The 13,808-nt window shown below is 53.7% G+C and carries 8 protein-coding genes; 1 reads left to right on the top strand and 7 read right to left on the bottom strand.

Annotation, left to right across the window (positions count from 1 at the left end):
* Window positions 1-38 precede the first annotated feature (38 nt).
* The 6 genes from ACO2Q8_RS27095 to ACO2Q8_RS27070 form a co-directional block, all read right to left on the bottom strand.
* Window positions 39-2,447 carry an ABC transporter permease gene (locus tag ACO2Q8_RS27095; protein WP_423348030.1) on the bottom strand — a complete coding sequence of 803 codons (2,409 nt, stop codon included), beginning with the start codon at window positions 2,445-2,447 and terminating at the stop codon, window positions 39-41.
* Between the two features lie 153 nt (window positions 2,448-2,600).
* Window positions 2,601-4,985: an ABC transporter permease gene (locus ACO2Q8_RS27090; RefSeq protein WP_423348029.1), complete on the bottom strand. Its 2,385-nt coding sequence runs from the start codon at window positions 4,983-4,985 to the stop codon at window positions 2,601-2,603.
* 208 nt (window positions 4,986-5,193) lie between these two features.
* Window positions 5,194-7,920, bottom strand: coding sequence for an ABC transporter permease (locus ACO2Q8_RS27085; RefSeq protein WP_423348028.1), 2,727 nt, complete (start codon window positions 7,918-7,920; stop codon window positions 5,194-5,196).
* A gap of 6 nt (window positions 7,921-7,926) precedes the next feature.
* Complete coding sequence (locus ACO2Q8_RS27080; protein ID WP_423348027.1) at window positions 7,927-8,280, bottom strand: PadR family transcriptional regulator; 354 nt, start codon at window positions 8,278-8,280, stop codon at window positions 7,927-7,929.
* Between the two features lie 250 nt (window positions 8,281-8,530).
* Complete coding sequence (locus tag ACO2Q8_RS27075; protein WP_423348026.1) at window positions 8,531-9,643, bottom strand: alkaline phosphatase family protein; 1,113 nt, start codon at window positions 9,641-9,643, stop codon at window positions 8,531-8,533.
* 181 nt (window positions 9,644-9,824) lie between these two features.
* Complete coding sequence (locus ACO2Q8_RS27070; protein WP_423348025.1) at window positions 9,825-10,226, bottom strand: hypothetical protein; 402 nt, start codon at window positions 10,224-10,226, stop codon at window positions 9,825-9,827.
* A 77-nt stretch (window positions 10,227-10,303) separates the two neighbouring features.
* Here ACO2Q8_RS27070 and ACO2Q8_RS27065 point away from each other — a divergent pair, with 77 nt between their 5' ends.
* Entirely contained in the window at window positions 10,304-10,960 is a 657-nt protein-coding gene (locus tag ACO2Q8_RS27065) for a Uma2 family endonuclease (RefSeq protein ID WP_423348024.1), read from the top strand.
* Between the two features lie 61 nt (window positions 10,961-11,021).
* On the opposite strand, the gene ACO2Q8_RS27060 is transcribed toward ACO2Q8_RS27065, so the two are convergent.
* Entirely contained in the window at window positions 11,022-13,685 is a 2,664-nt protein-coding gene (locus ACO2Q8_RS27060; RefSeq protein ID WP_423348023.1) for an ABC transporter permease, read from the bottom strand.
* Window positions 13,686-13,808: the final 123 nt, after the last annotated feature.

The following is a 13,808-nucleotide window of genomic DNA, read 5'->3' as shown; positions in this document are numbered from 1 at the left end:
ATGCGTCAGCCAACTCTAAATTCTTAACTCTTAACTCTTCATTCCGACCGAAGTGAGGTAACCGGATTCATCAACGCGGCTTTGGCGGATTGAACCGAAACCGTGACCAGGGTGATGAGGGTCGCCAGTCCGGCGGTGGCGGCAAATACCCACCACTCGATCTGAATCCGATACGTATAATCCTGCAACCACAGACTCATCAGCCACCCGCCCAACGGCGCGGCCACCGCAAAACCCCACAACACCAGCCGACCGAACTCCCGGCCAAACAGCCAGAGAATCTGCCCGACGCTGGCCCCCAGCACTTTCCGGACGCCAATTTCCTTCATTCTGGATTCCGCCATATACGACACCAAACCATAGAGTCCCAGACAACCGATCAGGATGGCAATCACCGAAAACACCTGCGCAAAGCCCAGCATGATGGTTTCGGCGGTGTAAAACCGGTCCAGAATTTCGTCTATAAACTGATAATGAAAGACTAGTTCGGGAAATAAACCGTTCCAGGTTTCCTCGACCTGCTTCACCGTTTCGGGCAATCGGGCCGGACTCACTTTCAGAGCAGCCAGGCGGTTTTCGGTAAGATCCTTGAAAAGAACCGTGGGCGTTACGGCCATCCGCAGCGAATTGACGTGGAAATCCTTGACCACGCCCACCACCGTCCGGTCGGCTTCCCAGACGTTGATGCGTTTGCCGAGAATGGCGTTCGGCGATTTTAGTCCGAGCCGCTTCACCATCGTCTCGTTGACCAGGATTTCCTTCGCGCTCGTATCGCTGGTCAGGAAGTTGCGCCCGGCCAGCAGTTTCAGGTCAAACAGGGGCACGTAACGCTGGTCGCCAATCTTCGTTCTGGTTTCAAATTTCTCCGGTTCAGCCCGGTTGTCAAAGGTGAACGTCGTTTCGTTGATTTGGGAGGACGCCGGCGGAGCATTCCCGAAAGCCACGTCCTGCACGGCACCGATTTGCAAGAGCCGGTTTCGCAGCGTTGCCTGCTTGAGCGGGTCCGGCGTCGGCACCGGAATGGTCAGCACGGTTTCTTTCGTAAAACCCAGATCCGCATTCCGGATGTAGCGCAGTTGCGACATCATGACCAATACGCCGATCACAAAGAGCTGGGTGATAAAGAATTGCACAACGACGAGCCCCCGGCGCACCGAAATACCGCCCACCTGGGCCGTCGTCATGTTCCGGCGCAAAGCCGTGATGGGGTTAAAGCCTGACAACACCAGCGACGGATAAAAACCGGCCAGCGCAATCACGCAGCCAACCAGCCCGACGAACAACGCCAGGGGTTTGGGCTGCCATAAATCGGTTAACGAGAGGTTCGAACTGAAAACCGCCATCGCCTGGTTCACCGCCGGAAGCCCGGCCTGCGCCATCCCCAGCGCTACAACCACCGCCGTCAGTGTAATCAGGGCGGTTTCGGTCATAAACTGCCCGAACAACTGGCTCCGCGTACTGCCCATCGCTTTTCGGACGCCCACTTCTTTCGAACGCCGGAGCGCCTGCGCCGTGGCCATGTTGACAAAATTGATGCAGGCCGCCAGCACCAGAAACAGCCCGACAAAGCCCATCGCGTACAGCAGCTTTTTCTGCATTCGCCCGCCGTACTTGACGTTAAAATGCACGTCGCGCAGGGGCTGGGCTTGAAAATGGTAGATTCCAGTGCTTTCGCCCGAATAATGCTTGTGGATAATAGCCGGAAAAACCGCATTCAATGGCCCGACCGGCGTTCCTTCCGGCAGCGTTACGTAGGTCATTTCCTCGCTGTTGAGGTTTTCCCAATCCTGAAACGACCGGGCGACCGATTCATCCAACCCCGCAACGGTACTGTAGGAAATGTAGACTTCATCGCTCAGGTTGGTGGTTACGGGATGATCGTTCAGCACACCGGTCACCGTCAGATTCAGTTGGTTATCCAGCCGCAGCGTTTGTCCCACCGGGTTGGCGTCCCCGAAATACTTGCGGGCGTATTTTTCCGTCAGCACCACCGCGTTTGGCGCAGTCAGGGCGGTTTGGGGCGTTCCGGTTTTCCACTGGAAATCAAACACTTCGAACAATTCCGGATCGGCAAAACAGATGGTGCGCTCTTCCTGAAATTTTCGCAGAAAACCGCCGTCGGCCTTCGGAACACTCAGCATATTTCCCCGCAGCCGCTTGATCCGCGCGGCCGTCTCGATGAATGGATACTCCCGGCGCAACACCTCGGCCAACGCTTTCGGCGTTCCGCGCGAGTACGTCCTGTTTTCGTGCGTGAGTTCCGTCACGATGCGGTAAATCCGGTCAGCTTTCCGGTGGTGCGTATCAAACCGGAGTTGAAACCCGACCACCAGAAAAATCAGAATGCCGCAGCCCAGCCCCACCGCCAGCCCAATCACGTTGAGCAAACTGTACGTCCGGTGCCGCAGCAAGGTGCGGAAAGCAATTTTGAGGTAATTGTGAAGCATAAAGATCGCTTTCTAAACTGTCTGAACTGGGATTACGCAGATTAAACCGGGTCGCCGGAGCGGGATTAACTGGGATTGCTGCCGCGATTCTACTGTAAAACCTTTTACATCCTGTTAATCCTTTAATCTGCGTAATCCCAGTTCAGATGGCTTTTATTCACTTCGGAGACTTTTCACCGGGTTCGCAATGGCGGCTTTGACGGATTGGTACACGACGGTTGCCCAGCAGATCAGGAGCGTGAGCACACAGGCCACGACGAACACGCCCAGGCCGATGTCGGTTTTGTACGGAAAATGCTGCAGCCAGCGGTCCATCGAATACCAGGCAACCGGAATGGCAATCGGAAACGAGAACAACACCAGCTTGGTAAAATCTTTCGACAGCAACAGTACTACGCTCGACACCGATGCGCCCAGCACCTTCCTCACGCCGATTTCTTTTACGCGTTGCTCGGTCGTAAACGTCGCCAGCCCGAACAGGCCCAGGCAGGCAATCAGAATCGTCAGGGCCGAGAATGCCGTAAAAATCCGGCCCCGAAGCTCATCGGCGCGGTAAGCCGACTCGAAGTCCTGGTCCAGAAACCGGTATTCAAATAGCCGGTCGGGGTAGGTTTCGCGCCATTTCTGGCCAATGAACTCCACGGTTTTGTCAGCGTTTTTCGCATCGATCTTAATGTGAATCACGCCATTATGCGGACGATACAGCATGATCATCGGTTCGATGGGGCTGTAGAGCGACTGCTGGTGAAAATCCTTGACGACGCCCACCACCTTGGCCTCCGGCGGAGCGGGCTGACCGGCCTGCGGCAACCCGCCCAGCAACACTTTTTTGCCCAGCGGTTCTTTCCAGCCCATGCGTTTGACGGCGGCCTGGTTCACCAGCACGCCGTTGGCCGTATCGGCGGGAATTTTATCCGAAAAATCGCGCCCGGTCACCACCTTCATGCCCATCGTTTGCAGGTAATCGTGGTCGATGCCCATCGGTTTGAAGCCCATTTCTTTCAGGCCGGTATTGGATTCGACGCCAAAAATGATCCGGCCACCGATGTTGCTGGTGGGCGACGAAGCCGTGGCCACGCTCCGGATGTTCGGATTGGCCAACAGCGTGTTGCGCAGCAGGTTATAGCGATCGCGAGGCTGGCGATCCTGGTAATCAATCGTCAGCACCTGCTCCCGGTTATACCCCAGATCCTTGTCCCGCATGTAATTCAATTGGTCGTACACAATCCAGGTGCAAATCAGCATGATCAGCGAAATGGCAAACTGGATCACCACCAGGGTTTTCCGAAAAAAGCTTCCACCTTTGGCGTTGAATGAGCCTTTCAGAACCGTAGCGGGCTCAAACGACGATAGGTAAAAAGCTGGGTAGCTACCGCTGATGAAACCGGTAAAGACCACAATCACCAGCGCAATGAGCAGAAACTGGGGCCGGAGTAATTCCCAAAACGAGATTTCTTTGCCCGAAACCGTATTGAAAAACGGCAATGCCAGAGCTACCAGCACAAAACTCGCCGTGAGGGCCAGCACCGTCATCAGCACCGATTCGGTCAGAAACTGGGCCATCAGCGCATTCCGGAGCGAGCCCATTACTTTCCGCAGGCCGACTTCCTTCGCCCGTTTGGCCGAGCGCGCGGTCGAGAGATTCATATAATTGATACTGGCAATCAGCAACATAAAGAAGGCGACGGCGCTGAATATGTAGACGTAACTGATGTCGCCACCCGATTCACCGTCCATTTTCGAATGCAGGTGAATGCTCGTCAACGGCTGCAAGCGGTAGGTGATCTTGATGCCCATCCGTTTGAAGATGGACGCCATGTTTTTGTCGTACAGTTGCGGAAACTTGCTCTCCAGAATGTTTGTATCGAAATCTTTCGGCAGAACCAGGTAGCTCAGGATGTAAAAACCGCCCCAGCCGTTGGCCTGGCGCTCATTCGGACTGAGCGACAAGAGCGCATTAAACGTAAAATGCGAGTTGCGGGGCACGTCTTCAATCACGCCCGTCACCTGGTAGGAGGTCGTGTCGTTGGTTCGCAACATCTGACCCAGCGCCTTGCCTTCTCCGAAAAATTTCCGGGCGGTTTTCTCGGTCAGCACCACGCTGCCGGGCCGGGCCAGCGCCGTTTTGGGATCACCCTCAAGGAACTTGTGGGTAAAAACATCGAACACCGTCGAGTCGGCTGCGTAGACATCTTCTTCGTAAAACCGCTTCTCGCCCTGCCGAAAGGCCACCCGGCCGTTAGGAAAAAACCGCACGTAGTTTTCCACGAACGGGTAGTCCTGTTTCAGCGATTTGGCCAGCGGGGGCTGCGTACTCGCCCAATTGTTGATCTTGTCGGGTTCGGTGATGTACGAGACGATGCGGTAAATCTGATCGGCTTTCTGATGATGCCGGTCGAAACTCAGTTCGTCGGTCACATAGAGCAGCAGCAACAGCCCGCAGGTGACGCCAATGGTCAACCCCAGAATGTTGATCAGGCTGTAGAATTTGTCCTTCCGAATATTCCGCCAGGCGATGGTCAGGTAGTTGCGCAGCATAGGGTCAACAAGATAGCGGTTAGGTGTAATCACCTAACCAATTTTCATGCCGACCCTAATATCACACTGACAATCAATCAGTTAATTAGAAGATAACAAATCATCTGTCCGAAATCGTACAACCGATTGTCCGTGGATGAACAAAACGGATTGTTCACAAAAGCACCGAATTCCTGCGGTGCTTTTCGACTTACGGTTATGATTGTTGTCATTCGGTTCGTAAACTTTTGACGGGATTCAGCAAAGCGGCTTTCATGGCCTGAAAGCTGACGGTCAGAATCGCGACTGTGGTAGCCAGGCCACCTGCCAGGGCAAAAACCCACCAGGCAATGTCGATCCGGTAAGCAAAATCCCCCAGCCACTGGCTCATGATGTAACCGGCAATGGGCGAAGCAATCACGAGGGCAATCAGAATTAGCTTCAGATAATGGGTCAGTAACAGTGCAACAATACTGGTGACCGATCCGCCCAGTACCTTTCGGACGCCAATTTCCTTGGTTCGCTGATGGGTCGTAAAAGCCGCCAGCCCCAGCAGGCCCAGACAGGAAACCAGCACGGCCAGACCGGCGAAAACCCCAAACAGTTGCCCGATTCGCTGTTCAGATTGGTACATGGTATTGAATCGCTCGTTCAGAAAAGAATACGCAAACGGGTTGTCGGTCTGGGCTTTCCATCGCTGTTCGAGGATGGTCAGCAGGCTGGGAATATCGTCCGTCCGGATGCGCAAGGCCAGTTGCGTATTGTCGCCCCCATAAAACATGATCAACGGAGCGATGCGCTGGTGCATGGTTTCGAAATGAAAATCCTGCACCACCCCAACGACGGTGTAGGTTTTGGAAGGATCAACCACTGTGGAAAATTGTTGACCCAACGGTTTCTTGAAGCCATACGCCCGAACGGCCGCTTCGTTGAGCAGAACCGCCGAACTATCGGAAGGAAACGTCTTCGAAAAATTGCGCCCCTGCACCAGCCGAATTCCGAGTGTCGGCAGGTAATCTTCGTCTACAAAATAGCTTTTCGACAGGTGATTACCGGTTCGGGCTCCGTTCCGGAATTGAATAGCATCCTGACTCTGGCGGGAGGTTCCGGCGGGTAAAAAACCGGCCCGCGACACCCGGACCACGGATGCCAGCTTAGCCAGTTCGGCCTGAAACCCGTTTAGTTTTGCCCCCAGCCCCTGCGTGTCGTGTAAAACCAGTACCTGTTCTTTATCAAAACCGACTTTCTTGTTTTGCATGAAACGAACCTGCTGATTGGCCACGATGGTCGCGATAATGATCCCAATCGACACCACAAACTGACCCGTCACCAACGCATTGCGCAGCCCCCCGCTGCGCAATCCGGCCTGCATCCGGCCTTTCAAAACCGTAATGGGTTTGAACGAGGATAGCACAAAAGCCGGATAACTTCCTGCCAGTAAACCAATTACCAAACAGATCATCAACGCACCGGCAAGCATCGGCCCATTGAACACGACACTCATCGTAAAGTGCTTACCCGATAAGGCATTAAAGCTGGGTAACAGCAGTACGACAAGCCCCAGCGCCAGACCCAGCGCCAGCACCGTCAGCAGCACCGATTCGGTCAGGAACTGACTGACCAACTGCGTTCGGACGGAGCCCAATACCTTTCGGATGCCTACCTCTTTTGAGCGTCCGACGGATCCGGCGGTGGATAGGTTCATGAAATTGATGCAGGCCAGCAGGAGGATAAACAGGGCAATCGCCGAAAAGATATACACGTATTTGCTGTCGCTGTTGGCCTCTAATTCATCATCCAGATCGGAATGCAAATGAATATCCGTAACGGATTGAAAACCAAAGCCCAGCCGGTTTCCCTTTTGCAGAAATTCGGGCAGCGTAAGCCCGAGAAACTTCCTGATTTCCGGAGCCACATACTTGCTGAGGAACCCCCGGCTTTGCGCTTCGACCTGCTGAATGGAAGTACCCTCCCGAAGCCGAAGGTAGACGTAAGCACCGCTGGCCACCCAGGTCACGCCCGGCTTCAGCGACCGAATCGAGCCGAAAAAGTCGAAATGAAAGTGGGTATTGGAAGGGACATCGGCACAGACGCCGGTCACCCGGAAAAGGCCCAGATTGCCCATCGACAGCGTTTTTCCGATGGGGTCGGTTTCGCCAAAATATTTCCGGGCGGTAGTTTCCGTCAGTACCAGCGTATTGGGTTCAGCAAGCGCCCCGACCCGGTGGCCTTTTAGCAGAGGTATATTGAAAACCGAGAAGAAATTGGAATCCACAAAAGCCACCTTTCCTTCTTTAAAGGTTTCAGAACCGTTCTTCACCAGCATGTCACCTTCTTTGCGCAGTCGAGTTACCGTCTCCACCGCCGGACATTCATCCAGCAGGGCCTGCGCGGCCGGTTCGCTGGTGTAGGCATAGTCGAAATCCGATTCACCCAATCGGCTGTGCAGGGTCATTCGGTACAACCGATCGGCATGGATGTGGTAGCGGTCGTAGCTCCGTTCATGCAGCACGAAAAGGACTATCAGCAGGCAGGTAGCCAGCCCCACGGCCAGACCGACAATGTTGATGGCTGTAAAGGCTTTCTGACGCCAAAGGTTCCGGAAGGCAATCGTCAGGTAGTTGGAGAGCATAGCAGTAAATAAGGGTTTGGGGGAGTTGCGATCCTGGCCATAACCAGGCGCAGGCATGCGTCGTTTCGCAAAAAAGGGCGTCAGGCACTGCAAAACTGCCCAGACATACTCGCGCCGGGCACGGCTCGCTCCTACCTGGGCCACCCGCTTGTGAAAGGTTTCGTGTAAGTCGCCCTGTACATACTCCAGCAGGTCAGCATTCACAAACCACTCCAGAAGTCGATCGGCCCAGCGGGGCGGCTGGGATAAACCGTCGTTGAAATCCGGCGATTCGGGGCGGTTTTGGATTGGCCGGTCCGATTGCCCGCGGTGTTGTTGTTTCATGGGATTTCAAAGGGAATGGGTGGATAGGCCCAGTTGCTGAAGCTTGTTTTGCGGAATAGACTGCCAGAGCCGGTTGCGCATCTGCTGAATGTCTAACAAGGCCTGGCCCCCGGCCGCCGTCAGGGCAAACAGGTGCTTCCGTCGGCCGCCCCGTTCAGCCGTTGCTCCGCTCACCGAGGACGACAAAAAGCCTTTTTCTTCGAGTCGATACAGCGTAGTTTGCACCGCGCTGATGGTAAAGTCGCGACCGATTTGCTCCCGAAGTTGCTCCATCACCGGTACGCCATAAACCTCCTCAAGGCTGGACGCCACCACCAAGAGGACCAACTCTTCCAATTCGCCCAATACGGTTTTTTTCATGCGTGCCTACCCGATTGATTAGATACAATATCTTAAATCAAATCTGGTGCCAGATCTGAAAAATTGGCTTTTGCGTACTCAAAGCCCTAAAAAGTAAGTTTAGCTGTCCAGAAACGGACGAATTGTTGTCCATGAATGGACAACAATTCATTCCGGCAAATTTCGTTCGTTCGGCTGATAAATCACCGATTGGGTCAGCCTTGTCCGGTGTGCGGCTAACCCCTAGCCGACCAACTTGCTCAATATTCCTTTACGGTTTCAAAACCGCCGGGATGGGTGGGCCCACCGGATGCTCACAGCGGAACTCGTAGCCCATCAGCCGCGCTAAAGTAGCGGCAATCTGGTTCTGAAAAAGAACCGGGCCACCGGATTGTTCGCCCGTCGGCGGGGTGTCCGGCCCCAGAGCCGCCAGCCACATCTGGTACGAATCCGGTGTTTTGGTACCGTGGTCTTTCCAGCGGGCTTTCGGCGTATGCCCCCGGCCGTGGTCAGTCGTAATGAGCAGCGAAGTTTTGTTCCGGTACTGGGGCAGTTGCTGAAGCGTTGTCCAGAGGTCGCCCATCAGCCGGTCGAGCGTCTGGAGCATCCGCAGGTGGTCGGCGTAGCGCCCGGCATGGGCCAGGTCGTCGGTTTCATCGAAGGAGATAAACAAGGCGCGGGGTTGCTGCCGCTTGAGGTAATTCAGGGCTGCGTAATAGGTCAGAAAATCGGGCCGGACCCCGGCGAAATCCGACTCAATATTTTTCATCATGTGGTTCAGCAGCGAATCCGTTTCCGACCGAACGGGCGCAATGGGCTCCAGGGCTGAATTGGCATAAATCCCGCTTCGCTCCTCATTCACAGCCGCTTCGATTACGTTCCAGGATGAAAAAACCGCCACTTTGCCTTTCAACCCCGGCTGCTGGTTCAGAAACTCCAGCACGGTGGTGTTCGGGTTGTTTTTCTTGTCGTTCGAATTAATCCGCTCGTCGGCATAACCCGCCAATATCTCGTTATAGCCCGGATAGCTGAACCAGTACGGATTCGACACATTGACTTTGCTGTCTTTCAGCCGGTTTCCGTACAGTTGCCCCTGGGTGACTAGGATGTTCCAGAAAAAAGGCATCAGCCGTTTGCGCCGTTCAGTGGGCGTCCGGGCCCAGAACTTTCGGCGGGCGTCGGCCGTGTCGGGTGAGTAAACCGGGTCGAACAGTAGCGTCGAATCAGCTCCGGCAAAGACTTCCTGCCAGCGTACCCCATCCAGCGTAATCAGGATGACATTCTCCGTTTGGTGAGAAGTCGTACGGTTTTGTGCCCGGCTGGTTCCGGCAACCAAAATCAACAGCAAACACAGCAAGCAACTCCGCGAGTAAAGGTCCTTCATAGTGAGTGATTAATAGCGAGTTAAACGGTAGATGGCTCAAAAGTATGGAAACTGGCGGGATTCTGTTGATTACGATTTTGTTAACCCGGTTGTCGGGTCGTCAGCGGTTTTATCCTCTAAAAAAAACAGGCTGACCCCGCCGGAGTCAGCCTGTTTTCGAAGCCAGTTTTGACCAGCCGCGTCAGTGAATGACGAGGGAGCGGGGTGAGATCACCGATTGCCGGGTGTTGATCGCAAACGTTTGAACGGTCGATTCCTGTCCGTTTGAAATGACCACCTGATACACGCCGTCGGGCAGATCACGAACATCCAGCCGCAGCCGGACCACCTGCCGCCGTTTGTGGAATTTCTGGGCAAAAAGTTCGTTGCCAGCCTCGTCGGTCAACTGCACCAGAACCGTTCCGCCATTTTCTTTATCGAGCGCAATCTGAAGCTTTCCTTCGGCCGTGGTATAAATGCCACTCTGGAAAGCCGCCACTTTTTTGGGTCGGCCGATGGGTTTATGGGGGTCAGCCTGAGAAACCGAAACACAGGCCAGAGTCAGCGTAAACACAACGAGCAGGACATTCAGAATCGTTTTCATGGTGCTAAAAGTTTAGTTTGATTCTCCGTTTTGGATGCATCAAAGGTCAACTTCAGGACCGAGAAAGCCTGTCATAAATGAGTCAATCGCTGCTATTTTTGGGAAGCCGTCTGAACGGTTGGTTTTCGGCCTCCGGCGTTGATCACCCGTTGGTGTGGCTGGCCAACGACTTCCGGCGTATGTATTTCACCGCCAATTTTTTATCTTTGATCTGTTCCGGAAAAAACCGTATTCGCTCCGGCCAACCAACTGTTATGGAAGCAACTGTCGATCAACCGTCCAGCTACGAACTCGAACGAGGCAAACCCATGCCAGATACCATCCATGCCGCTATCCAGGCTAATCTTGTGGTGGAATTAAAAAGTCGCTATCGTCAGGCATACCGGATTTTATCGGAACTCACTCTGGATACTCCTCCGAATGGCTCAACGCCAGACGTTGTGATTTATCCGTTTTTTGAAGTTGACTTTACCATTGAATATCCGGCGAAACGGTCTGATGCCCCGTTGGTTACTATTGAAATTCAGTCCCCTTCGCAGAGCCTTGACGAAATGATTAATAAAGCCAATAGTTACTTTGCATTCGGAGTCAAGTCATGCTGGATTGTGCAACCTCGTATCAAAGGCATTTTTGTATTTGATCGGCCGAATTCCTACCAGTTTTTTCACCACGACGATGTTCTTAAAGACCCCAATCTGAACATCGAACTGTCCTTGGCAGGGATTTTTGAATGAATGGCAGAGGGCTAAGGGCATGGGGTCAAAAAGTAACCCTCTGCCCTTAGCCCTCTGCCATTCATTCCGAGCGCAGCGAGCAAACCGGATTCATCAAAGCGGCTTTGATGCTTTGGAAGCTGACGGTCAGCAATGTGATCAACAGCGCGGCAAAACCGACAGCGGCAAAAATCCACCAGGAAATTTCGGTTCGGTATTGGTACTGCTGAAGCCAGTTGCTGAGAAAATAGTGAGCGATCGGCGTGGCAACTCCGAAGGCAATCAGAACCAAAACCACAAAATCTTTCGACAATAATCCCCACAGATTGAGCACCGACGCGCCCAGCACCTTCCGAACGCCAATTTCTTTCGTGCGCTGCTCGGCCACGAACGACGCCAGCCCGAACAAGCCCAGGCAGGAAATAAAAACGGCCAGAACCGCAAAGAACGTCGCCAGCTTACCAATCCGTTCTTCGGCCCGAAACTTGGCGTCGTATTCCTGATCTGCAAACTTGTACTCAAACGGTGCCGCCGGAATCAGCTTTTTGAAGACGGTTTCTAGTTGAGACAGCGCGTTGCCCGCATCGACGCCGGGCTTGATTTTGATGTTGATCCAGTTGGGCGAGCCAAACAGGAAAAAAACGGTGGGTTTGATCGGCTTAAACGGCGACTCCATCACCATGTCTTTTACCACACCCAGAATCCGGTACTGTTTCTCAATGTTGTCCGTCATCCATTTGCTTTTCCAGCGAACCGTTTCGCCCACGGGATGGCGGAAACCCATCAGTTTGGCGGCAGTTTCGTTGATGACAAACCCGGCCGAATCCGACGCCAGTTCTTTCGAGAAGTTCCGGCCGTCAATAAATTGCCAACCAACCGTTTCGGCATATTCGGGCGAAACCGTCAGCGTAGCAAACCGCTCGGTAAAACCCGGCGGCATTCCCTTCCAGCTAAAACCTTCATTGGAAGACCAGACGCCGGTAACCGGACTTTGCGATTCGGCTACTTCCAGTACGACGCCGGTGTTTTTCAGTTCCTGTCGCAACAAGGCGGTTTTTTCGTAAAAATCGCCTGACTGCATCGGCACCATCAACAAACCATCCCGACTATAGCCGACCGGGCGATTCCGGGCAAACTGAATCTGACGATACACGACCAGCGTGCAAATGATTAGCGAGATGGAAACCGTAAATTGCGTAACGACCAAAACCTTACGGGGAACAGAAGCCAGACGCCCCATTGGTAGCCGCCCGAGTCCGGCTCCTTTCAGGACCTTAACGGGTTGAAAAGACGTGAGGTATAAAGCCGGGTAGCTGCCCGCCAGCACGCTGGTCAGTGCAATAAATCCGAGGCTAAACAGCCAGAAATACCCCTTGTCCCACGGCATCCGCATCTGTTTGGCGGCCAGGTCGTTGAACCACGATAACGACACCGTTGCCAGCAACAGAGCAATCAGAAACGCCAGGAACACCACCAGCAATGATTCACTGAAAAACTGCCCGACAAGCTGGGAACGCTGCGAACCGACGGTTTTTCGGATACCGACTTCCTTGGCCCGTTTTTCGGAGCGGGCCGTCGAGAGATTCATGAAGTTGATGCAGGCCAGCAGCAGGACGAAAAAGCCAATCAGGCCCACCATCCAGACGTATTGAACCGGTCCTTTTCCGACCACACCATTTTTAAAATCAGAATACAAATGCCAGTCCCGCATCGGATGCAGCCATAGTTGTGGGTGAGTTGCGGCCTCTTCTTTCATACTCTCCAGGTTCCTGATCGCATTCAATTCGGCGTCTTTGATGGTCGCAGTGGCTTTGTCAAAATCGGTATTTGGGTTGAGTTCCACGTACATGTACAGGGCATGGTTATCCCATTTTTTCTCCCTCATGTACTGGTTCGTTGCCACAAAATATTCCCAGGAAGCCACAAACTGGGTATCATGAAATTCGGTATTTTGGGGAAAATCTTCGTACACGCCCGTCACTTTCAGCAGCTTGTCCGTGTTGATTTTCAGCGGCTTGCCCATCGGATCGGCGTCACCAAACAGGGCTTTCGCCGTTGAAGCTGACAGCAGAATGGACTGGGGGTCCTGCAAACCGGCCCAGGTTCCTTTTACCATCTTCAGGGTCAGCATTTCCGGGGCTTTTGCGTCCATGAATTGTCCTCGTTTCGACAGCTTTGTTTCACCCGCCGTTAAAATGCAATCGTCGGGGTGGGTCGACGTTACGATGTGCTTGAAGGGACTGCTGTACTTGCTTTTCAGTTCGTGAACAAAGGGATACGGCAGCGACTTCGATGTGTGCAGTTCGCCGTTAACGGATTGATTGAGCACAATTTGCGCAATCCGGTCGTAGTTCCGGTGGTAGGTATTGAACGATAGTTCATCGTAAATCCACAGACCGATCAGCAGGGCCACGGCCATCCCGACCGCCAGTCCGCCAATGTTGATCAGCGAATAGGCTTTTTGCCGGACCAGATTCCGAAACGCGATTTTGAGATAATTGTGTAGCATGGGAGGACTCAGAAAGAAAGGCGTTGAATATTCCGTTTGTTTCTGCCGGGCCAGTGGCCGCAGCAGCTTCAGCACACTGAGGCTATACCGCCAGCGGGCCTTGCGCTCCCCGACGGTTTGGACCCAATGGGCGTACAGTTCGAGCAAATCGCCCTGCACTTCCTCCCGCGTGTCGGGATGGCCCCACCAGCGGAGCAGTCGTTCAGCCCAGCGGGGCGGTTGAGGGGTCGAAGCCATATTGTCTTAATAGCGAACATTGAATAGCGAATACTGAATAACGAAGGCACCTCGCCTATCCCATTCCTTGCCGACAGCAGCCCTTTCGTTATTCGCTATTCAGTGTTCGCTATTCATTATTGA

Origin of the sequence: Larkinella sp. VNQ87 (genome assembly GCF_049445795.1) — a bacterium.
GTDB lineage: Bacteria > Bacteroidota > Bacteroidia > Cytophagales > Spirosomataceae > Larkinella.
This window is presented reverse-complemented; position numbering and strand designations above follow the sequence as displayed.